Source organism: Parundibacterium terreum (genome assembly GCF_014636315.1).
Classification (GTDB): Bacteria; Pseudomonadota; Gammaproteobacteria; order Burkholderiales; family Burkholderiaceae_D; genus Undibacterium; species Undibacterium terreum.
Genome location: NZ_BMED01000005.1, coordinates 459,158 through 480,118 on the forward strand (window position 1 = coordinate 459,158; position 20,961 = coordinate 480,118).

20 protein-coding genes are annotated in these 20,961 nt (G+C 55.9%); 4 read left to right on the top strand and 16 right to left on the bottom strand.

Annotated elements, in window-relative coordinates; all coding sequences use genetic code 11:
- Positions 1–22: 22 nt before the first annotated feature.
- Both IEW12_RS22830 and IEW12_RS22835 read left to right on the top strand, forming a co-directional pair.
- Positions 23–1,018 carry an NAD(P)/FAD-dependent oxidoreductase gene (locus tag IEW12_RS22830; RefSeq protein ID WP_188568412.1) on the top strand — a complete coding sequence of 332 codons (996 nt, stop codon included), beginning with the start codon at positions 23–25 and terminating at the stop codon, positions 1,016–1,018.
- A 130-nt stretch (positions 1,019–1,148) separates the two neighbouring features.
- On the top strand, positions 1,149–1,769 hold the full coding sequence (locus IEW12_RS22835; RefSeq protein ID WP_188568413.1) for a transglutaminase-like domain-containing protein: 621 nt from the start codon (positions 1,149–1,151) through the stop codon (positions 1,767–1,769).
- Here IEW12_RS22835 and IEW12_RS22840 read toward each other — a convergent pair.
- From IEW12_RS22840 to IEW12_RS22870, 7 genes are all read right to left on the bottom strand, one after another.
- Complete coding sequence (locus IEW12_RS22840) at positions 1,725–3,509, bottom strand: ABC transporter ATP-binding protein (RefSeq protein WP_188568414.1); 1,785 nt, start codon at positions 3,507–3,509, stop codon at positions 1,725–1,727. The genes IEW12_RS22835 and IEW12_RS22840 overlap by 45 nt on opposite strands.
- Positions 3,510–3,574: 65 nt before the next feature.
- A complete protein-coding gene (locus tag IEW12_RS22845) occupies positions 3,575–4,642 on the bottom strand; it encodes a S66 peptidase family protein (RefSeq protein ID WP_188568415.1) in 1,068 nt (355 codons plus the stop codon).
- 105 nt (positions 4,643–4,747) lie between these two features.
- Positions 4,748–5,155 (bottom strand): hypothetical protein, encoded by a 408-nt coding sequence (locus tag IEW12_RS22850; protein WP_188568416.1) that lies wholly within the window; start codon positions 5,153–5,155, stop codon positions 4,748–4,750.
- A gap of 241 nt (positions 5,156–5,396) precedes the next feature.
- Positions 5,397–6,941 carry a lysine--tRNA ligase gene (lysS, locus tag IEW12_RS22855; protein WP_188568417.1) on the bottom strand — a complete coding sequence of 515 codons (1,545 nt, stop codon included), beginning with the start codon at positions 6,939–6,941 and terminating at the stop codon, positions 5,397–5,399.
- An 88-nt stretch (positions 6,942–7,029) separates the two neighbouring features.
- Positions 7,030–8,134 (bottom strand): peptide chain release factor 2 gene (gene prfB / locus IEW12_RS22860; protein ID WP_188568418.1). Its coding sequence is split into 2 segments (ribosomal slippage): positions 7,030–8,052 and positions 8,054–8,134, totalling 1,104 coding nucleotides; the frame shifts between segments, so codons are not numbered across the junction.
- 139 nt (positions 8,135–8,273) lie between these two features.
- Positions 8,274–8,564: a hypothetical protein gene (locus IEW12_RS22865; RefSeq protein WP_188568419.1), complete on the bottom strand. Its 291-nt coding sequence runs from the start codon at positions 8,562–8,564 to the stop codon at positions 8,274–8,276.
- A gap of 183 nt (positions 8,565–8,747) precedes the next feature.
- Positions 8,748–11,090: a YgiQ family radical SAM protein gene (locus IEW12_RS22870; protein ID WP_188568420.1), complete on the bottom strand. Its 2,343-nt coding sequence runs from the start codon at positions 11,088–11,090 to the stop codon at positions 8,748–8,750.
- A 258-nt stretch (positions 11,091–11,348) separates the two neighbouring features.
- Between IEW12_RS22870 and IEW12_RS22875 the strand changes: the two genes are divergently transcribed.
- Positions 11,349–12,317 carry a TraB/GumN family protein gene (locus IEW12_RS22875; protein ID WP_188568421.1) on the top strand — a complete coding sequence of 323 codons (969 nt, stop codon included), beginning with the start codon at positions 11,349–11,351 and terminating at the stop codon, positions 12,315–12,317.
- Between the two features lie 15 nt (positions 12,318–12,332).
- Here the strand turns inward: IEW12_RS22875 and msrA are convergent, their stop codons facing one another.
- Positions 12,333–12,836 carry a peptide-methionine (S)-S-oxide reductase MsrA gene (gene msrA, locus IEW12_RS22880; protein WP_188568422.1) on the bottom strand — a complete coding sequence of 168 codons (504 nt, stop codon included), beginning with the start codon at positions 12,834–12,836 and terminating at the stop codon, positions 12,333–12,335.
- Between the two features lie 424 nt (positions 12,837–13,260).
- Here msrA and IEW12_RS22885 point away from each other — a divergent pair, with 424 nt between their 5' ends.
- On the top strand, positions 13,261–15,618 hold the full coding sequence (locus IEW12_RS22885; RefSeq protein WP_229751293.1) for a DNA polymerase II: 2,358 nt from the start codon (positions 13,261–13,263) through the stop codon (positions 15,616–15,618).
- A gap of 9 nt (positions 15,619–15,627) precedes the next feature.
- Here the strand turns inward: IEW12_RS22885 and IEW12_RS22890 are convergent, their stop codons facing one another.
- From IEW12_RS22890 to IEW12_RS22925, 8 genes are all read right to left on the bottom strand, one after another.
- Positions 15,628–16,137, bottom strand: coding sequence for an SRPBCC family protein (locus IEW12_RS22890; protein WP_188568424.1), 510 nt, complete (start codon positions 16,135–16,137; stop codon positions 15,628–15,630).
- The gene (locus IEW12_RS22895; protein WP_188568425.1) at positions 16,124–16,483 is read right to left on the bottom strand and encodes an ArsR/SmtB family transcription factor; all 360 of its coding nucleotides are present in this window, start codon (positions 16,481–16,483) and stop codon (positions 16,124–16,126) included. Before IEW12_RS22895 ends, IEW12_RS22890 begins: the two co-directional genes overlap by 14 nt.
- Before the next feature lie 206 nt (positions 16,484–16,689).
- Positions 16,690–18,378 carry a single-stranded-DNA-specific exonuclease RecJ gene (gene recJ / locus IEW12_RS22900; RefSeq protein ID WP_188568426.1) on the bottom strand — a complete coding sequence of 563 codons (1,689 nt, stop codon included), beginning with the start codon at positions 18,376–18,378 and terminating at the stop codon, positions 16,690–16,692.
- Complete coding sequence (locus IEW12_RS22905) at positions 18,375–19,397, bottom strand: hypothetical protein (protein ID WP_188568427.1); 1,023 nt, start codon at positions 19,395–19,397, stop codon at positions 18,375–18,377. Before IEW12_RS22905 ends, recJ begins: the two co-directional genes overlap by 4 nt.
- Positions 19,398–19,488: 91 nt before the next feature.
- Positions 19,489–20,142 (bottom strand): YoaK family protein, encoded by a 654-nt coding sequence (locus IEW12_RS22910; RefSeq protein WP_188568428.1) that lies wholly within the window; start codon positions 20,140–20,142, stop codon positions 19,489–19,491.
- Entirely contained in the window at positions 20,139–20,558 is a 420-nt protein-coding gene (locus IEW12_RS22915) for a DoxX family protein (protein WP_188568429.1), read from the bottom strand. The genes IEW12_RS22910 and IEW12_RS22915 overlap by 4 nt, the downstream gene beginning before the upstream one ends.
- Before the next feature lie 17 nt (positions 20,559–20,575).
- A complete protein-coding gene (locus IEW12_RS22920) occupies positions 20,576–20,728 on the bottom strand; it encodes a DUF1427 family protein (protein ID WP_188568430.1) in 153 nt (50 codons plus the stop codon).
- Between the two features lie 2 nt (positions 20,729–20,730).
- Entirely contained in the window at positions 20,731–20,955 is a 225-nt protein-coding gene (locus IEW12_RS22925; RefSeq protein ID WP_188568431.1) for a DUF1427 family protein, read from the bottom strand.
- Positions 20,956–20,961: the final 6 nt, after the last annotated feature.

A 20,961-nucleotide genomic window follows, 5' to 3' on the forward strand; every position in this document is an offset into this window, starting at 1 on the left:
ACTCACATCCAGGACAGCCACCATGCATATTGCCATCGTAGGAGCAGGTATTTCCGGTTTGACTTGTGCACGCCAACTGCAGTCGCTAGGGCATTCCGTCACCGTCTATGAAAAGAGCCACGGCGTCAGCGGGCGCATGAGCACCCGCCAGACGGAGCTGGGCGGGTTTGATCACGGCGCCCAGTATTTCACGGCAACCACGGAGCGCTTCAAGAAAGAAGTCGCGGACTGGCGCAAGGTGGGCTGGATCGCGCCCTGGTCGGGCAAACTGGCCAGCCTGGATACGGGTGTCAGCAAGCCCGCGGGCAACGGTACGAAGCGTTTTGTGCCGGTGCCGGGCATGAGTTCACTCGGCAAGCGTCTTGCGCACGGGCTGGATGTCCGGCTGGAGCAGCAGGTGGTTGCGGTGGAACTGGCCGATAAACGCTGGCTGCTGTCGGTCAAGGCAGATACCTCTCCGGTTAATGCCACGGCCGGTCCTTTTGATGCGGTTGTACTGGCGATGCCGGCAGACCAGGCTATTCCCTTATTGAACTCGGCGCCTGCCTTTGCCAAACAGGCCCAGAAGGCCAGGCTGGCGCCTTGCTGGACCTTGATGCTGGGTTTCCAGGCACCTCTGGAACTGGAATATGACGGTGCATGGATCAACCATTCCCGTCTCGGCTGGGTTGCGCGTGATACCGCCAAGCCTTCGCACCGGGCAGGCGAGCGCTGGGTTTGCCATGCCACTGCCGCCTGGAGCCTGAAGCATCTGGAAGACGACCCTGAAAGGGTGAAAGAAAAATTGACCAAGGCCTTCCACGAAGCGACCGGTTCGTATATCCAGCCCATTCATGCTGTGGTGCATCGCTGGCGTTATTCCCAGTCGGTACAGCCGTTGGCAGAAGATTGCATGTGGAATGGCAAGCAGCGCATAGGCGTCTGCGGCGACTGGTTTGCAGTCGGCCTGGACGGTAGCGGCAGGGTGGAGAATGCCTACCTGAGCGGCCTGGCGCTGGCGAAGGCTATAGGCAGCTAGCATCTTCGAGCGTGGTAGTCGCGAAGGCACTGGCGGTTTCAATTTGATGGGGAATATGCAAAAATTGCATTCCCTATTCATTCCCTATTAATTGTCCGCCACGACAAGCCACCAGCTAAGCACCACAACTATGCAGGAATTTCTCGCCGCCAGTAGCTACATAGACTGGCAACACCCCGCCGTAAACAGCAAGGCTGCAGAGCTTGCCCTGGCTGCTACTTCACACACGGACTTGATCTCGCGCTGTTTTCATTTTGTCCGCGACGACATCAAGCACAGTTCCGATTATCAGATGAATCCTGTGACTTGCCGCGCATCCGACGTGCTGCACTACGGCACCGGCTATTGCTATGCAAAGAGCCATCTGCTGGCGGCATTGCTGCGCGCGAATGGGATACCGGCAGCCTTGTGCTACCAGCGTCTGGCGCTAGGTGCGGAAGGCCCGCCTTATTGCCTGCATGGCTTGAACGCCGTGTATCTGAAGGAGCATGGCTGGTACTGGATGGATGCGCGCGGCAACAAGCCGGGCGTCGATGCCCAATTTTGCCCGCCGCTGGAAAAATTGGCCTTTCCCGTCGTTTCTACCCAAGAGCGGGATCTGCCTGGGCGCTGGGCGGAGCCTCTGCCTGAAGTCGTGGCGGCGCTGACCGGTTATGCCACGGTACAGGAAGTGTATGAGCATCTTCCTGATCTGGATCCAGACAACTTAAATAGCCAGGCTCTGCCGTTCACCGGTTTGCAGGCGCCATAAGGCAGCATAGCTGCCATTCAGCGCCAGCAGTTCATCATGCGTGCCGCTTTCCATAATACTCCCGGCTTCCATCAGATGTATCGCATCCGCCTGCCTTACCGTCGACAAGCGGTGGGCGATAACTATCGTAGTACGGTTGCGGCTGACAATATCCAGGCTGCGCTGTATCGCCGCCTCGGTTTCATTGTCCACTGCGCTGGTCGCTTCATCCAGAATGAGAATGGCCGGGTCTTTCAATATTGCGCGCGCCAGGGCCAGGCGCTGACGCTGGCCGCCTGACAATTTCTGGCCGCGTTCGCCGATGCGGGTGGCAAAGCCCAGCGGCAGCTTCTGGATGAATTCGCTGGCTTCGGCCGCCTGTGCGGCAGCGGCAATTGCTTCTTCACTGGCATTGCTGAGACCGTAGGCAATGTTTTCAGCGATGGTGCCATCGGTTAAAAAACTGTCCTGCGCGACATAGCCTATCGCGCGCCGTAAATCCTGCAGGTTCAATTCATCGATTGCTTGCCCGTCTATCAGGATGCGGCCTTTTTGCGCGGAATAAAAGCGCAGCAGCAGTTTCACCAGCGTTGATTTTCCGGAGCCGGTGGAGCCGACAAAGGCCACGGTTTTGCCTGCCGGGATATTGATCTGGATATCATGCAGGGTGGGGCTATCTCCATAAGCAAAGCCCACATGCTCAAAACTGAGTTCGCCCTTGACGCTGCCGGCGGCAAGATGGCGGCCTTCGTAAGGAATATTGATTTTAGTATTCAGCAAGCCCATTGCCCGGTCTATTGCCGACATGGAGCGCTGGTACATGTCGGCCACTTCTGCCAGGCCGGTCAGCGGCCACAGCAGGCGCTGGGTCAGGAACACCAGCACCGAATAGGCGCCGACTGCCAGTTCGCCATGCAAGACCAGCCAGCCGCCATACACCAGGGTGGCAGTGAAACCGGCCAGGATTGCCATGCGTATCACCGGGGTAATAGCTGAGCTGACGCCGATTGCGCGGCCATTGGCGGCCTTGTAGGCATTGCTGGCTTCCGCAATATGTTTCGCTTCAAAGGCTTCGGTGGCAAAGGCCTTGATGGTGGCCAGCCCCAGCAGGTTATTGTTCAGGCGCGCGCTGACATCCCCGGCTGCCTCCCGGACTTCCGCATAGCGCGGCTCAAGACGCCGCTGGAACCAGAACGCGCCAATCAGGATGGCCGGTACCGGCAGCAGCGAAACGATGGCGAGAGAAGGCTGCAAGGCAAAGAAGACGGCGCTGACCATGATGGAGGAGCAGACCACCTGGATGATCTGGTTGGCGCCGCCGTTCAGGAAGCGCTCCATCTGGTTGATGTCTTCATTTAGGATGGACATCAGATTGCCGGTGCGCTGGTTCTCGAAATAGGCCATTTCCAGCTTTTGCACATGCTCATAGGTGTCCAGGCGCAGGTCATGCTGCAGGTTTTGCGCGAGCTTGCGCCATTTGATCGATAGCAAATATTCAAACCAGGATTCTCCGCCCCAGATGATTACATTCAGTACGCCCAGCAAGATCAACTGGTGCCAGGTATCGGTAATGCCGAAGTTGCCCAGCACTTTCTTCGCCAGAAAACTCTTGTCGCCATTGACGACGATATCCACTGCGACACCAATCAATACCTCAGGCAGAACGTCGAAGAATTTATTCAGTATTGAATACAGCGTCGCCAGCCGGAAATCGCGGCGGTAAGCTTTGGCGTAGTGCAGCAGTTTTTTTAATGGATGCATAAAAATCTTCGGAGTAAAAAATACCGGGCCGCTTTGGCGGCCCGGCCATAGTTGGTTGCCTGGGCTTAGAGGACGGCAGGGCGCAGCAATTGTATGCTGCCGGCATCCGCATCGATCTCTACTTCGCCGCCCACAGGCACGGTAAATTTGAGCTTGATATGGCCTATCATCGCGCCGCTGAAGACCGGTATGTTCAGGGGTAGGAAGTAGTCGTCAAATACTTCGTCCAGCGTCAGCGTGCCGTAGCCTTCTCCGGGCGTGCATTTGGTAAACTTGCCGATCACGACGCCGCTGAGTTGCTGCAAAGCGCCGGCCAGGCGCAGTTGCGACAGCATGCGGTCTACGCGATAGATGTATTCATTGACTTCTTCTATGAACAGGATCGCACCGCGAAAATCAGGCCAGTAGGCCGATCCGGCCAGCGACGTCAGTACTGCCAGATTGCCGCCTATCAGCGGCCCGCGTGCACGCCCGCCGCGCAGCGTACGTATCCTATCCTGGGTTTGCACCAGATTGTCGCCGCGCTGCTTGACATCGCTGGGGTTGCGCAGCAAGGCAGCCTGGCCTTCCATCACGACAGAGCGGAAGTGTGAGGTGCTGAACTCATTCCATTCGGACGCGCCCATGGGGCAGTGGAAGGTCACCAGACCGGTTTGCACCTGTATCGCATTCACCAGTGAGGTCAGGTCGCTGTAGCCGCCGAAAAATTTGGGATGTTTGCGTATCAGGGCATAGTCGAGCTTGTCGACGATACGATTGCAGCCGGAACCGCCAGTCATCGCCAGGATGCCGTCCACGCTGTCGTCGGCAAACATGCTGTTGATGCTCTCCGCGCGTTGCGCGTCGGTGCCTCCGAAGTGGCCGTAGCGGCCGCGCAGGTAAGGACTTTGCTTGACCTTGAAACCCAGCGCCTGCAGGCTTTCTATCGCGATATCCACCGGTTCACGTTCATACGTCGCTGCGGCAGGGCTGACCAGGCCTATCGTGTCGCCAGCTTTCAGGCGTTTAGGGTAGATAGGGGCTAGCCGCGATGTAGCTTGAGTTTGAGAGGTTTGTGCAGAAGCGCTGCCGAGTGCGAGTGCGCCGGTTGCGGCGGCCAGGGTATGTGCAAATTGACGACGGGAAGGTGTCATGTTCTTCAACTGGAATAGTGGGGGGCGGGCCGGATGCTGCCGGCCGTGCCGCTGAAGGCTGATATTCTAATTTAAGAAACGACGGCAGAGTGCTGTTTGGGGATCTTATTCCTGCAACGAGCTCATCAATTTGTCGTAGCTTGTCCGATCCTTGCGTTTTAAGGTTAGCAAGTCTGCCTTGATCCTGCCCAGCCTGTCGGTGATTGCTTCCAGCTTGGTAGCTTCAATTTTTTTCTGCAAGGCCAGCAGTTTCTTCAGCTTTTCCTTGTCATCCTTCGATATTGCCGCGCGGCCTGGGAGCTGCTCGCGTTCAATTAGTACCGTAACGGCATCCATCAGCGTACCTAGCTGGCGGCCATAGCTGTCTTTGGCTAGTATCTTGCCTTCCACGTCCGGAGCGCTGGAATTTTGCTCGGTCACGTTATACACATTGCTGAACGTCAGCGGCAGGATGGGCTGGTTCAAAGAGGAGATCAGGGGCGCAAAAAAAGATGCAGGATGAAACGCGTTCATCAACTCCAGCATAGACGAATAGGGGGATAGTAAATCTTGAACTGCGGACCCGTTGGTGGCCATACTTCCTCCGACTATATCAAGCTTTCAAGTCTTCCAGGATTGATGATAACTTATTGATAATAATGGCATAAATATGGCAGCGCAGCAAAATAAATTTTCTATTGCTGCAAGCAAAGAAAAAGGGACTGCAGTGCAGTCCCTTCGTTGATGCGTTCTGGCTGAATGCCTGAGCCCGAGTTTATTCTTCGCGGCGCAGGTGAGGGAACAGGATCACGTCACGGATATTCGGCGAATCGGTGATCAACATCATCAGCCTGTCGATGCCTATGCCGCAGCCGCCGGTCGGAGGCATGCCGTATTCCAGTGCGCGGATAAAGTCGGCGTCGTAATACATCGCCTCTTCATCGCCTGCATCCTTGGCGGCAACCTGTGCCTGGAAGCGGGCTGCCTGGTCTTCTGCATCGTTCAACTCGGAGAAGCCGTTGGCGATTTCGCGGCCAGTCATGAACAGCTCAAAACGCTCGGTGATGCCGGCCACGCTATCGGAGGCGCGCGCCAGAGGAGATACTTCAACCGGGTAGTCGATAATGAAAGTCGGCTCCCACAATTGCGCTTCAGCAGTTTCTTCAAACAGCGCCAATTGCAAGGCACCCAGGCCGGATGTGGAGAAGGGCTTCACGCCGAACTTTTTCAGTTCTTCCTTGATGAAGGCCGCATCATGCAACTGCTCGTTGGTGTAATGCGGAGCGTACTGGTTGATCGCCTGCACAATAGTCATGCGGCGGAAAGGCTTGCTCAGGTCCAGCTCTTTGCCCTGGTAGGTCAATACTGCGGTGCCGTGCGCATCGACTGCGGCTTTGCGTATTACCTGCTCAGTGAAGTCCATGATCCACTTGTATTCTACATAGGCGGCGTAGAATTCCATCATCGTGAATTCAGGATTATGGCGCGGTGATACACCTTCATTACGGAAGTTGCGGTTCACCTCGAATACACGGTCAAAGCCGCCGACGACCAGGCGCTTCAGATACAGTTCAGGCGCGATACGCAGGTACATTTCCATGTCCAGCGCATTGTGGTGGGTAATGAAAGGCTTGGCTGCTGCGCCGCCTGGAATCACGTGCAGCATAGGCGTTTCCACTTCCATGAAGTCATTGCTGGCCATGAAGTTGCGGATGGACGTCATCGCAGCGGTACGTGCCTTGAACGTGCGGCGCGTATCTTCGCTCATGATCAGGTCAACATAGCGCTGCCGATATTTGGTTTCCTGATCGGACAGGCCGTGGAACTTGTCCGGCAACGGGCGCAGCGATTTGGTCAGCAGGCGCAGTGCCGTCACCTTCACCGTCAGTTCGTCGGTCTTGGTCTTGAACAGTGTACCTTCCATGCCCAGGATGTCGCCCAGATCGTAGCGGCGGAAAGCCTCCATCTCGGCTTCGCCGGTTTTGTCTGTGGTGACGTAGAACTGGATGCGGCCGTCGGCCTTGCTGCCGGAGGCATCCTGCAATACGGCGAAAGCGGCTTTCTTGCCTGCTTCACGGCGCAGCATCATGCGGCCCGCAATCACTACCTGCACATTCATTTCTTCCAGCTCTTCACGGGTCTTGTCGCCGTACTGCTCTTTCAGTGCGGCTGCCTTGTGCTGTGGACGGAAGTCATTTGGAAATGCGATGCCGCCTTGGGCGCGGATGGCATCCAGCTTGGAGCGGCGCTCGGCAATGATGGAATTTTCATCTTGCGGTAGTTCGGCTGCGTCGTTTTGCGGAGTATTTTGTTCTGACATGGGATTATCGTTTTCTGCTTTGTATTCTGTGGGTTGCCGGCAGGGCGCAATACGTAGTGTACAGTGCGTGCGCCCTGGCTATCCTTGATTAAACGCCTTGCTTCAGCGATGCGGCGATAAATTCGTCCAGATCGCCGTCCAGTACCGCCTTGGTGTTGCCGGTCTCAAAACTGGTACGCAAATCCTTGATGCGGGATTGATCCAGTACGTAGGAACGGATCTGATGACCCCAGCCTACATCGGTCTTGGTGTCTTCCAGCGACTGCTTTTCGCTCATGCGCTTGCGCAGTTCCAGTTCGAATAGCTTAGCTTTCAGCATTTCCCAGGCTTCTGCTCGGTTGCGGTGCTGGCTGCGGTCATTCTGGCATTGCACGACAATGCCGGACGGGCCGTGGGTCAGGCGAACAGCGGAATCGGTTTTATTAATATGCTGACCACCGGCGCCGGAAGCACGGTAGGTATCCACACGCACATCAGCAGGGTTGATGTCGATATCAAAGGATTCATCCACTTCAGGATAGACGAACAGGCTGGAGAAGGACGTGTGGCGGCCATTGGCAGAATCGAAAGGCGATTTGCGCACCAGGCGGTGTACGCCGGTTTCGGTGCGCAGGAAGCCATAGGCGTATTCGCCTTCCACTTTCAGCGTGGCGGTCTTGATGCCGGCAACCTCGCCGTCAGACTGTTCCAGGATTTCAACCTTGAAGCCCTTGCGCTCGCAATAACGCAGGTACTGGCGCAGCAGCATCGACGCCCAATCCTGCGCCTCGGTACCGCCGGCGCCGGCCTGGATATCGATGAAGCAATTGTTCGGATCCATGGGATTGTTGAACATGCGGCGGAACTCCATGCCTTCGACCAGTTCTTTCAGGCCTTGCGCATCTTGTTCTATTGCTTCCAGCGTATCTTCATCGCCTTCCTCGCGTGCCATGGCGAACAGGTCGCTGGTGTCGCGCAGATCGGTGTCGATCTTGGTCAGCGTAAAGACGATCGCTTCCAGCGATTTCTTTTCCTTGCCCAGGTCCTGGGCGCGCTTGGGGTCGTTCCAGACCGTAGGGTCTTCCAGCTCGGCGTTGACTTGTTCCAGTTTCTCTGACTTTACATCGAAGTCAAAGATACCTCCGAAGTTCGGCTTCACGACCAGTCAGGTCGTTGAGCAGGGCGGACAGGCTATTTAGGCGTTCGGCTTCCATAATTCTTTTCGGTTGCAATCAAACCTTACATTATACCCGAGCTAGGGGCATACCTAAGCCGTTCTTGGCAAAAATGCCAAGAATAATTGCCCGCTGGCACGGAGGCGGTGCTGCGATATGGGCTGGTGTTGCTAATTGCTTACCAGACTGAACTTGTAACGGTTGGCTTGCTGTTCCTGTGCCCCTCAAACCATTTGCTCAGATGCTGTTTGAAGCAGGTGGGGCAGATGTGGTACTGGGTTTGTAGCGACTGGCCGCCGTCCGGGTAGGACTCTTCTTCTTCCAGTTGTACGGTTGTTATTATTTTTTCATGCGATTCGCTGCCCCAGTTTTCATCCCACTTCGACTCGGCGCCGCAGACATCGCAGGTCAGCTTGTCAAATACCTCTTCCGTGTGCTCCAGGATCAATACCGTTTTCATGTGTTTCATGATGTCTCCGATCTCGGTGGGGTAGTAATTCTTGTAATGGATGGAAAACTGCCGAAAGATCTGTGGAATGGCTGGTAAATTGTACATCGGCAAGCCATAGAGCCCTTGTGCGGGAATAAAAAAAGGCTGCCGGAGCAAGCCCGGCAGCCTTTTTGTTGTGAAATGCGCAGTGCTCGCAATAATCTATTTGCGGCCCGCTTTTGCCGGCGCAGCCTTCGGTTTGGCTGCGTTGTACGACAGCGAGGTAACGCGTGCCGGGTTTGCTGCGGCAGTAGTCCGTGGCACAGGCTTTTTGCCGAAGGTATTCATCTTCGGCGCAGCAATGCGCTTGCCGTTGGCAATACCGGTTGCGGTAGATGCTACTGGCAATAGCGGTTGCCGAGACGGGATCAAATGCCTGTCGCTGCTACCTATCAGGTCGCGGCGGCCCATGCGTATCAGTGCGTCGTGGATGATTTCCCAGTTTTCCGGCGCGTGGTAGCGCAGGAAGGCCTTGTGCAGCTTGCGCACCTTGCCGGCGCGTACGGTTTCCACCACTTCGGAATCAGCCGTGATCTTCTTCAGCGGATTCTTGCGGGTGTGGTACATCGTCGTTGCCAGTGCCATCGGTGTAGGCATGAAGGTCTGCACCTGGTCCAGCTTGAAATCGTACTTCTTCAGCCACAATGCCAGGTTCAGCATGTCTTCATCGGTGGTGCCGGGGTGGGCAGCGATGAAGTAGGGGATCAGATACTGTTCCTTGCCCGCCTCTTTCGAGTATTTGTGGAACATAGCCTTGAACTCGTCATAAGCACCCATGCCCGGCTTCATCATCTTGGACAGCGGGCCGGTTTCAGTATGCTCCGGCGCAATCTTCAGCAAGCCGCCTACGTGGTGCGTGACCAGTTCCTTTACATATTCCGGCGAGCGTACTGCCAGGTCATAGCGCAGGCCCGAGCTGACCAGAATTTTCTTTACGCCCGGAATGGCGCGTGCCTTGCGGTAAAGCGAAATCAGCTTGCTATGGTCGGTGCCCAGGTTGGAACAGATGCTAGGGTAAACGCAGGACAGGCGGCGGCAGGATTCTTCTATCTTCTTGTCTTTGCAGGCCAGGCGATACATATTGGCTGTCGGGCCGCCGAGGTCGGAAATGGTGCCGGTAAAGCCCTTGACCTTGTCGCGGATTTCTTCGATCTCGCGCAAAATGGACGGTTCGGAGCGGCTCTGGATGATGCGGCCTTCGTGCTCGGTAATCGAGCAGAAGGTGCAGCCGCCGAAACAGCCGCGCATGATATTGACTGAGAAACGTATCATTTCCCACGCCGGGATGCGTGCCTTGCCATAGCTGGGGTGCGGCGCGCGCGCATAGGCGCGGTCATATACGCCGTCCATCTCATCCATTGCCAAAGGCAGCGGCGGCGGATTCAGCCAGACGTCGCGGTTGCCATGCGCCTGCACCAGGGCTTTTGCATTGCCCGGATTGGCTTCCAGATGGAATACGCGCGAAGCATGGGCATACATCACAGGATCATCCTTGATGTCTTCATAAGACGGCAGGCGTATTACTGTTCTAAGATGCTTATCCTTCAGCATGGCCTGGCGCTCTTCGCGGCTCATGATGCGGATGGCCTGCTGCTTGACGACGTTGATGGCTGCGTCAGCATCTGCAGCGTTAATGACACCAGGAGTGCCCGCAATGCCCGGCATGCCAACCGGACCAGCCGCAGCATTTGCATTTGCTTCAGGCGCATCGGTAGAGCACTTGGCTTCTTTTTCTGGAATCATCGCATACGGATCGGTATGCGCTTCCACCTTGCCGGGTGTATCCAGCTTGATGGAATTGGTTTCTTCCCAGTCTGCGGACGGTAGCCAGCCGGGCGGAGTCATGAACGCAGTGCCGCGCAGATCGCGGATGTCCTTGATATCTTCGCCCGCAGCCAGCCTGTGTGTCAGGTCTACCAGCGCGCGTTCTGCATTGCCAAACAGCAGGATGTCTGCCTTGGAATCAGGCAGCACCGAGCGCCTTACCTTGTCCGACCAGTAATCATAATGCGCAATGCGGCGCAGGCTGGCTTCTATGCTGCCGATCACGACATTGGTGTCCGGATAGGCCTCGCGTGCCCTTTGGGCATATACCACCAGGGCGCGGTCAGGGCGCTTGTTTGGATCGCCGTCCGGCGTATACGCATCTTCAGAACGTATCTTGCGGTCCGACGTATAGCGGTTCACCATCGAATCCATATTGCCGGCAGTAACGCCGAAATACAGATTGGGCTTGCCGAGCACGCGGAATGCCTCTGCCGAATGCCAGTCCGGCTGGCTGATGATGCCTACGCGAAAACCCTGGTGCTCAAGCAGGCGGCCAACCAGGGCCATGCCGAAGCTGGGGTGGTCGATATAGGCATCGCCGGTCACCAGGATAACGTCGCAACTATCCCAGCCCAGCGTGTCCATCTCGGCGCGGGACATGGGCAGGAAGGGGGCCGGGGCTTTAGCCGCAGCGCGATGGCGCGGGTAGGAAAAGATGTTTTTTGGTGCGATATTCATGGCCCGCATTGTACCGGAAATCACAGTGCAGCGCCGGAGCGGAACTTGTTTTTCTTCGAATAATCAGGGAGTTGCGATGAAATTTGTCATTCAGTCATCCTGTTTTTTTGAGTAAATCAGGATTCTCCCTTTTATTCGCATGGTTTTTGCGGTCAAGTTCATAGAGTAGGTGTAAAAAACGGCACAAATTTACTCTTGCTGCATGTTGGGATAAGCTTGCGGCTCCTTGTCTTTCTGTTACTCCTCCTGGATTTGCACATGATGCGTTTGAACGCCCGCAATTTATATTCCCTTTTTCGTTCCTTTTTTGCCGTGCAATTGTTGCTGCTGGCGTTTCTCGGAGGGAGTGCGGCGGCGGAAGCAAAAGACCGGCAGCCGGCGTTGCAGGCCAGCCAGCTTCATCCCTTGTTGTGGGAAGTGAAAGGCGCCGGCAGCTCGGTGTTTTTATTCGGCTCCATCCATGTTGCGCGGCAGGACTTTTATCCTTTGCCTGATTATGTAGAAAAGGCCTACAAGGGGGCAGACATGCTGGCGGTTGAGGTGGATCCCAGTGCGCCGGATGTGGCCGGGCGGATGCTGCCATTCCTGACCTATGGTGCAAAGGACGATCTTCAGAAACACCTGAGCCCGGAAACATGGAAAAAGCTGTCGCAGAAGCTCGGGCCTTCCGTTGAGCAAATCAAAACCCTGAAACCGGCCATGCTGTCGGTGGTAATGGCGGTGGGGCTATACGGCGATCTTGGCTACAAGTCCGAGGCTGGCATAGACCTGCATTTCCTGTCGCGCGCCAAGGCAGACAAGAAAAATATCATTGAACTGGAATCGATAGAGTTTCAGGCATCGGTGCTGGGCGGCCTGGAAGACAAGGATGCGGAAGCGATGCTGGCCGATGTGCTGAACGGTTTTGAAACCGGCGAAGCTGCAGAGTATGTGAATAGCCTGGTCAAGGCGTGGAGCAGTGGCGATGCGGATGGTCTGATTGAATTGCTGGCAAAAGAGGCCGGCAAGGACCCCGGCTCGGCTCGGGTCATGAAGTTGCTGATTGAAGACCGCAATCCGCAGATGGCAAATAAAATCGGCCAGCTACTCAAGGACGGCAAGAATGTTTTTGTCGTCGTTGGCGCCGGCCATCTGGTGGGCAAGGGCAGCATTGTTGAGTTGCTGCAAAAGCAGGGGCTGAATGTCAAGCGTATCGAACAGATCGAGCAGATCGAACGAAGCAAATAGCCCCTTCAGCAAGACCTATCTTGCCGGCAGCTTCCAGTCCGGCCGGATAAAATGGCAGGTATAGCCGTTAGGGATGCGTTCGAGGTAGTCCTGATGTTCCGGCTCTGCTTCCCAGAAAGGGCCTACTGCCGCCAGTTCCGTCACTACTTTTCCTGGCCATAGTCCACTGGCATCCACATCGGCGATGGTATTTTCAGCGGTTTTTTTCTGTTCTTCGCTGGCATAAAAAATTGCCGAACGATAGCTCATGCCACGGTCGTTGCCTTGCCTGTCCTTGGTCGTTGGGTCATGGATCTGGAAGAAAAATTCCAGCAGCTTTCGGTAGCTGATTCTTTGCGGATCGAAAATGATTTCAATGGCTTCAGCATGGGTGCCGTGATTGCGATAGGTGGCGTTTGCAACATCGCCGCCTGAATAACCAACCCGCGTGGAGATCACTCCATCGTATTTGCGGATCAGATCCTGCATTCCCCAAAAGCAACCTCCGGCGAATACTGCACGTTCAGTTTGCGTAGTCATATCACTTCCATTCTCTGATTGATTAAAACGATTAAACTCCTGCATTTTCCAGCTCGGCACCCAGGTTAAGGTGCCTCGTCACAGTCTTCGGCTGATGTCATCGGGCCCAGGTATCTTACCCTGTTCAATAGATGCGCATCTATCTGCGGGCGCTTTGTCAGGGGCTGGAGCAAGCCGTAGAGTGCCATCTGCTAAAACATGGACCAGAAAACACCTTCTGCCGAGTGGCTAATCTGGGTCCGTTCCGCAAGAATTTCAAGCCTGCCGGCCCTGCAGTTCACCGGAAAATGCAGGCTTTTATACGAAAAATGATGCACAGATGAGCGGTCTGCTTATATTGAATACAATGCTGCATATGGGAATCCCGTTTTGGGTCCATCGTTTTTAGTTTTACTATTTTTAAGGTTAGCTCTTGGCTTCGTCTTTGCAACAAGGATTCATTCTTACCCGCCATTGGCGGGATACCTCCGCCGGAACTGAAATTGAGTTCTGGGTCGTGACGGACGACGGCCCCCGCAAAATTTTGCTCAGGGCCCAGACTTCCGTGGCCTTTGCAAAAGCGGCGCAAGGCGCTGCGATAGAACCCTTGTTGTCCCGCATTCCCGGCGTCAAATTGCAGGATCTGCCGCTGAAGACCTTTCATCAGGAACCGGTGCTCGGCGTTTATTGCAAACAATATAAGCAATTGCTGCGCTTGGAAAAAACGCTGAAAGAAAACGGTATCCCAATGTTTGAAGCAGATGTCAGGCCTGCGGAGCGTTATCTGATGGAGCGCTTCATCACTGCCTCGGTGCAGATCGAGGGCGGGCAACCGGATGGCATGACGATACTGGATTGCAAGTTAAAGCCGGACATTGACTACCGGCCCACGCTGAAAATGGTTTCTCTGGACATAGAAACCAGTGCGCATGAGGATTTGTATTCGATCGCGGTGGAGGGGTGCGGCGACCGGCGGGTTTTCATGATAGGCCCGGCACCCGGTGAACAGCCGGCCCTGGATTTTGCGCTCGAATACTGCGACGGGCCGCAGGAGCTGATAGAAAAACTCAATGCCTGGTTTGTGGAGTACGACCCGGACGTGATTGCCGGCTGGAGCCTGATACAGTTTGATCTTCGCGTGTTGCAAAAGCAGGCGGACAAATTCAAAGTGCCTTTGTTACTGGGCCGGGAGGGGCGACCGACAGAGTGGCGGCAGCACGGCACGCGAAAAGGGCATCTGTTCGCGCCGACGCCGGGACGCATGGTGATAGACGGGATAGAGGCTTTAAGAAGTGCCAACTGGACCTTTCCTTCGTTCAGCCTGGAAAACGTATCCCAGACCATGCTGGGAGAGGGGAAGTCCATCGATAATCCCTATGACAGGATGGATGAAATCGAGCGGCGTTTTCATCAGGATAAAACTGCGCTGGCCCGCTACAACCTGAAAGACTGCGAGCTGGTGACCCGCATATTTGCCAAGGCAAAACTGCTGGAATTCCTGATAGAACGCGCGAATGTGACCGGGCTGCAGGCAGACCACTTCGGCGGCTCCATTGCGGCGTTCAGCCATCATTATCTGCCCCGCATGCATCGGGAGGGCTATGTGGCGCCTAATACCGGGGAAATTGCCGCAAGCTCGTATCCCGGCGGTTTTGTGATGGATTCTCAGCCGGGGCTCTATGACTCCGTCATGGTACTGGATTACAAAAGCCTGTACGCATCCATCATCCGTACCTTCCTGGTTGATCCTATCGGCCTGGCCGAGGGAGCGGTCGCGACGGATGCGGTGACGACAGTGCCCGGGCCCAAGGGTACGCTCTTTTCCCGTGACAAACATTGCCTGCCCGCGATCGTGGCGGAAATCTGGCGGCGCAGGGATATTGCAAAACAGCAGAAAAATGAGCCTTTGTCGCAAACCCTGAAGTTGTTGATGAATTCTTTCAGCGGCGTGCTCGGGGCCAGCGATTGCCGTTTTTTTAATCCCGACCTGGTATCGGCCATCACCTTGCGGGGCCATGAAATCATGAAGCAGACCAGGTTGCTGGTCGAGGCGCAGGGCTATGACGTCATCTATGGCGACACCGATTCCATCTTCGTTTCCCTGAAGCAGAGGCATAGCGAACCTGATGCTCTGAAGATAGGGCAAGGTTTGGCCGAGAATATCAATCAGTGGTGGAAGCAAAGCCTGAAAGAAAATCTGGGGCTGGAAAGCTGGCTGGACCTGGAAGTGGATACGCATTACCAGCGATTTTTCATGCCGACGATACGCGGCGAGGAATATGGCAGCAAGAAAAGATATGCCGGCCTGGTGACGACCCCATCAGGCAAGGAGGAGATCGTCTTTCGTGGCCTGGAAAACGTGCGTAGCGACTGGACGCCGCTGGCACAAAGGTTTCAGCAGGAGTTGCTGATGCGGATTTTTAAATCCGAACCGTATCAGGACTTTGTGCGTGATTATGCGCATAAAACGCTGAAGGGCGAATTCGATGATCAGCTTGTGTATCGCAAACGGCTGCGCCGGCGGCTCGATGAATATCAAACCCATGTGCCGCCGCATGTGCGTGCTGCCCGGCTGGCGGATGAATTCAACCAGAAACGCCACAGGCCGCTGCAATACCAGAATGGCGGCTGGATCAATTATGTGATTACACTCAGCGGCCCGGAACCGCTGGAAATAATCGGCTCAAGAATAGACTACGACCATTACCTGAACCGGCAATTGAAGCCGATTGCCGATGCCATCCTGACCCCGATGAATGACAGCTTCAGCAATCTCACAACGGCGCAAGCCAGCCTTTTTTAAGCGGAGGGGCTAACTGGATTGCCTTTGCAAATACTCTGTCAACTGGTCGAAGGTGCCGCCATAGCCTTCACCCAATGACGCATGCAACTCTTCAAAGTAGGTGCGTTCCGCTTGCGTCGCGCCAAAGGGTTCTACCCTTAGCGTTACCGTGGTTTGTCCGGCGTGTTCGGTGAAGCTGACGGAATTCTGGATTTCCATCGGACACACATCACTGAAAGGCGCGCGTGCGATACCGCAATCTTCGTTGGCGAAAGAATTCAGCCAGACCATGCCTTGCTGCGCATTGATTTCCCGGTAATTGAAGCGGCCCCACATCGGCGGTGCGCCGTCGAAATTCATTGCATAGTGGAAGAAGCCTCCCGGCCTGAATTCAAAGCGTTTGATGTCCAGAGTGCAGCCCTTGGGCCCCCACCAGTGCTGAAGCTGCTCAGGATCGCTCCAGGCCTGCCATACGATAGCCAACGGCAGCTTGAACTGGCGCGTAATAACGAAAGTGCTGCGGTCATCAACTGCGGACATTTTTCTTTCCTTTCATAGCGGGTACCTGGGTGGATTGTAAAAATGCATCCAGCCGTTCAAAGCTGTCTTCCCATAGATTACGATAGGCCTCCAGCCAGCGCGCGACATCTTGCAGGCGTGCAGCTTCCAGGCGGCATGGGCGTGATTGTGCTGCCCTGGCGCGTGAAATCAGGCCGGCATGCTCTAGTACTTTCAGATGCTTGGAAATGGCAGGCTGCGTCATATCAAACGGTTCTGCCAACTCGTTAACTGTTGCCTCTCCGGCAGCGAGCCGCGCCAGTATTGCGCGTCGCGTGGGGTCGGAGAGCGCGGCGAATGCCAGGTCAAGTTTGTCGGAGTGATTCATGCGGCCTTAATATAGCTTTTTAGTTATATAACTACTTGGTAATATAGTGCACGCACATTCAAATGTCAATGATGAGCTGGGAGTAAACCAGGTACAGGAAGATACGTTGTTGAGATGGGGGGGCTGGGAAGCATGCCGTCCGCTCCGTCAAGCGGGCGGCATCACCTTATATAGAGCGCTGCGGAGTAGGGGAGCTTTCTTAGGGCTTACTCCACATGCTCCACCATCAGTTGCACCCGTGTTACGCCATTGTATTCATTGGCATCCAGGCGGAAGGCGACTCTGACGGTGCCGGCGAGCGTATCTGTGTGGCCGAACCAGATCGCATCATAGCGCTGGCCGTTTTTTTCCAGCAATAGTTTCAGATGGCGCTCTTTCAGGATGCGCTGCGAAACCAGTTTGAACTCGTCGCAAAAAATCGGCGGCGCAAATCCTTGGCCCCAGACCTGGCTATCCAGCAGGCTGATGAAATCCGTCGTGTAATACGCGTCTTCCAGTGCGCCGTCGGTCTCGACGACTCTTTCAAGCTGGTGCTGCTGCAGCCAGCTCTTGCCTACCGCCTCGAACGCTGCCTGGAAGGCTGGCAAATCGTCCGCGCGTATTGTCAAGCCGGCAGCCATTGCGTGGCCGCCGAATTTCTGGATCAGGCTGGGCGCATGCTTGGACACCAGGTCCAGCGCATCACGCAGATGAAAGCCCGGAATGGAGCGGCCCGAGCCTTTGATCAAGCCATCGCCGCCGGGCGCGAAGGTGATAGTCGGGCGGTAGAATTTATCTTTCAGGCGCGAGGCCACGATGCCTATCACGCCCTGGTGCCAGCCCTCATCAAAAACGGTGATCGTGCAACTGTCCTGCGGCTTGAAGTCGTCCAGCAGGGCCAGGGCGGTGTCCTGCATTTCTGCTTCAATTTCGCGGCGGTCGCGGTTGATGGTGTCCAATTGCTGAGCAATACCCCAGGCGCGGCCTTCATCGTCGGTCGTCAGGCATTCTATGCCCAGCGCCATGTCGGCCAGCCGGCCGGCCGCGTTCAGGCGCGGGCCCAGCGCAAAACCAAGGTCAAATGGGCTGGCATTGCGCGCTTCACGGCTGGCAGCGCGGAACAGGGCTGCGATTCCGGCATGCATGCGGCCGGCGCGCATGCGTTTGATGCCCTGTGCCACCAGGATGCGGTTATTGGCATCCAGTTTGACGACGTCGGCAACGGTGCCCAATGCAACCAGATCAAGCAAGGTATCGAGCTTGGGCTGGTTTTGTAAATCGAAGATGCCGCGTTTGCGCATCTCCGCGCGCAAGGCTAGCAAGACATAAAACATCACGCCTACACCGGCCAGGTTCTTGCTGGGGAAGGCGCAATCCGGCTGATTGGGATTCACGATAACGCGCGCCTGCGGCAAAGTATCTGCTGGCAAATGGTGATCGGTAACGACGACCTCTATACCTAGCGCATTGGCTGCCGCCACGCCGTCTATGCTGGCGATGCCGTTATCGACAGTGACGATGATGTCGGGCGACTTTTCCTTGACAGTGAGTGCGACGATTTCCGGCGTCAGGCCGTAGCCGTATTCGAAACGGTTGGGCACGATATAGTCCACCTCGGCCCCCAGCATGCGCAAACCGCGCAGGCCGACAGCGCAGGCGGTGGCGCCGTCGCAATCATAGTCGGCAACGATCACCATGCGTTTGTGCTGCGCAATGGCGTCGGCCAGGAACACGGCTGCCTTGTCTATATGCAGCAAGCCCGTGGGGGGTATCAGCGAATTCAGCTCAGTCGCCAGTTCTGCTGTTTCTTTAGTGCCGCGTGCAGCGTACAGCCTTGCCAGCACAGGATGGATGCCGTTCTGGCGCAACATTTCCGAGTCGCGCAGCGAATAAGGGCGAGTAGTGATGCGTGTCATTGGCTGGCCAGCGAAGTAAGCGGTTTCAGGGAGGGTTTGATCCAGAATTTGCGCAGCGACCACGGGCTGACGGAAAATTCCGCGAGGGTGGTGGCATCGCTGACCTGCAAATTCAGGCTGGATAACTGGCCGCCTTGCAATGCCGCCGCCAGCGGCACAAACCAGGATGCTTCCAGTGCATGCATCTGGTCCAGCCAGGAGGCCCAGTCTTCGTTGAGCGCAGGCTCCAGCAATTGATCCAGCAAGATGGATTTATCTTTTGTCGCCAGCGCGCTCTCCAGGCTGGAATGAGGGCGGTATATCGCCTGGCGTTCAAGGGCGCGCGAACTGCCTCCCCATAGCCAGACTGAATTGACCGGCCTCATGCCTTGCATTTCGCGATCGGTGTTGACCTTGTCGGTGAACCACTGCATCTGGATTTCATTTTGCAGCTTGCGCCACTGCAGCTCATTGTCTCCCTTGGCCATCCAGATATCGATATTGTGGCCGCAGGCCGCGTCGGGTGTCGCGGTTTGCATGCCTGCCCATTCATCGGCGCGCAGGAACCAGGTCGTGGCGTTGCCATATACCAGTTCCTTACCCAGTTCATTGCAAATGACCAGCGCTGACGCAAACAAGGCTTTGGATTCAACGTCAGCCAGTTCCAGGCGACGCTGATCTGTCAGCACCAGATGGTCGCGGGCGATATGGATGTGCATGGGGCTGAGGGTAAACCAATGCCCGTCGGCGGGATTCAGGCCCAGCGCATGCATTTTGTCGTGCGTGTCCGCCGGCCCCGAGGTGGCAAATTCTTGTACTTGCCCGGAGCCGCGGTTGCCGCCTGTGCTGCTTGCAAACTGTCCCGACAGGACTGCCTCATGCGGCAATTGCCGCGAAAATTCTTCAAATTGATGCGTATTGATCGCTTTTGTACGTGAGATCAGCAAAGAAAGTGCCGGGACTTTCAATTCTCGCACCAGATCCGGCGCAAGGGGCAGAGGGGGGATCGCAAAAGGCAGTACTAATTCTATATGTTTCATGCCGCCATTTTAGGGCAAACGGCGGAGCTAGTCTAAAAATCTGCCGCAAAGACCGGCCTGGGCGATCTCTGTGACAGATTTTTCTTTGTTTTCAGTCGCTTACCGCAAACAAGCCCAATGTCGCGATAGGCAGCAACGAGGCCCAGAAATGAAAGTGCACATAGCCATAGGCGCCGCCGATTGCACCCAGCCCAAAGGCGACAATAGGCCACAGGAACTTGCTGATCCTGCCTCGCACTGCTGTGTCGGCGCTGCCGCGCAAGATGTCCACCAGGTCAATCACCAGTTGCGTCACATTGCCTGTCATGACCGTGGTGGGTGCGATATCGCTCAGCACGAGCCTGCTGGCTGCATTTTGCACGCCCATCGCTGCTGCGCCGGACATGCCGGCAAGCAGCACTACCAAGGTGTCGTTTGACTGGAGCGGCAGCGCAAAATATCCCAGCAGCATGAATGCCGTCAGAAAGGCAATCTGCACTGCAAACAAGGTGCGTACAGGGGCCTTGCCGCTGCGCTCCAGCCAGATCACGATCATCCGCGTCAAAGCCACGGCGCCAACAAAGGACGGGAATGCCAGGAATTTGATCAGCACACCGTGCGAGGGCCGGGCAAGCTCACTGCCTATTAGTACAAAGTTGCCTGTGACGTGGGCGGTGAACAGGCCAAATAGCGACACGAAACCCAGGGTATCCACATAGCCGGCGGTAAATCCCAGGCCTATGCCCAGCGCTTTATTCTGGCTCATGCGCGGCCCCTTTGTGCGTCGATGGAATAGCGGCCAGGGCCTGCCAGCGCAATGGCGCCAAATACGATCAACAGCAGCCAGCCGAATTGGCCTTCTGCGATACTCCAGTCAGGATGCACGGCCAGCATTGCCACCGCCAGCAAGCCAATGACCGGCAGCGCCGCCAGACGGGTCAGCACGCCAAGTGCAATCAATATCGGGCAAAACACTTCGGCAAAGATGGCGAACCACAGTGAAAAGGCGCGCCCCATATTGAACGGGTCTTCTATATGCTGCAGCTCGGTGCTGTAGTGCAGGACCTTGGGCAGGCCGTGCACGTAAAACAGCAGCAAGGCGCCTGTGAGGCGTAAATACAGCAGGCCGAGGTCAGGGCTGGAGAAAATCGGATTTTTTTGTATTCTGGATGCGGTTTGCATGTAAATGTTCTCTCAGTTCAGGTGAAATTTCCGGCGATGACAAAGCCTGCGGTCATCGCGACTACCAGCAGTGCGCCTATAGGCGTGGGAGGAGCTGGGGAGGGGATGTCCAGCCAGCGGCACAATGCGCCTATCGCCAAACCCAAAATGCCTCCTATCAGTACGTCCATGATTATTTCCTCTCTTTTTCTATTGCGTGCCCGGCGCACAGCGATTTGTTTTTTGCGGCGTTTGCAGCGCAGTAGCGATCAACCAGCCAATAGCCGAGGCTCATCGTGAACACCAGCAAAGCGCCGGTCAGTACCGGTGGCGAAGGCACGGGAATATGCAGTAGTTTGCAGCCCACGCCTGTCACAAACGAAATGATCAAGCCCAGCAATACTTTGGAATAAGACATGACGGC

Coding starts and splice junctions, on each gene's coding strand:
- IEW12_RS22830 (WP_188568412.1), top strand. CDS start 23: ATGCATATTGCCATCGTAGGAGCAGGTATTTCCGGTTTGACTTGTGCA.
- IEW12_RS22835 (WP_188568413.1), top strand. CDS start 1,149: ATGCAGGAATTTCTCGCCGCCAGTAGCTACATAGACTGGCAACACCCC.
- IEW12_RS22840 (WP_188568414.1), bottom strand. CDS start 3,509: ATGCATCCATTAAAAAAACTGCTGCACTACGCCAAAGCTTACCGCCGC.
- IEW12_RS22845 (WP_188568415.1), bottom strand. CDS start 4,642: ATGACACCTTCCCGTCGTCAATTTGCACATACCCTGGCCGCCGCAACC.
- IEW12_RS22850 (WP_188568416.1), bottom strand. CDS start 5,155: ATGAACGCGTTTCATCCTGCATCTTTTTTTGCGCCCCTGATCTCCTCT.
- lysS (WP_188568417.1), bottom strand. CDS start 6,941: ATGTCAGAACAAAATACTCCGCAAAACGACGCAGCCGAACTACCGCAA.
- IEW12_RS22865 (WP_188568419.1), bottom strand. CDS start 8,564: ATGAAACACATGAAAACGGTATTGATCCTGGAGCACACGGAAGAGGTA.
- IEW12_RS22870 (WP_188568420.1), bottom strand. CDS start 11,090: ATGAATATCGCACCAAAAAACATCTTTTCCTACCCGCGCCATCGCGCT.
- IEW12_RS22875 (WP_188568421.1), top strand. CDS start 11,349: ATGATGCGTTTGAACGCCCGCAATTTATATTCCCTTTTTCGTTCCTTT.
- msrA (WP_188568422.1), bottom strand. CDS start 12,836: ATGACTACGCAAACTGAACGTGCAGTATTCGCCGGAGGTTGCTTTTGG.
- IEW12_RS22890 (WP_188568424.1), bottom strand. CDS start 16,137: ATGTCCGCAGTTGATGACCGCAGCACTTTCGTTATTACGCGCCAGTTC.
- IEW12_RS22895 (WP_188568425.1), bottom strand. CDS start 16,483: ATGAATCACTCCGACAAACTTGACCTGGCATTCGCCGCGCTCTCCGAC.
- recJ (WP_188568426.1), bottom strand. CDS start 18,378: ATGACACGCATCACTACTCGCCCTTATTCGCTGCGCGACTCGGAAATG.
- IEW12_RS22905 (WP_188568427.1), bottom strand. CDS start 19,397: ATGAAACATATAGAATTAGTACTGCCTTTTGCGATCCCCCCTCTGCCC.
- IEW12_RS22910 (WP_188568428.1), bottom strand. CDS start 20,142: ATGAGCCAGAATAAAGCGCTGGGCATAGGCCTGGGATTTACCGCCGGC.
- IEW12_RS22915 (WP_188568429.1), bottom strand. CDS start 20,558: ATGCAAACCGCATCCAGAATACAAAAAAATCCGATTTTCTCCAGCCCT.
- IEW12_RS22920 (WP_188568430.1), bottom strand. CDS start 20,728: ATGGACGTACTGATAGGAGGCATTTTGGGTTTGGCGATAGGCGCATTG.
- IEW12_RS22925 (WP_188568431.1), bottom strand. CDS start 20,955: ATGTCTTATTCCAAAGTATTGCTGGGCTTGATCATTTCGTTTGTGACA.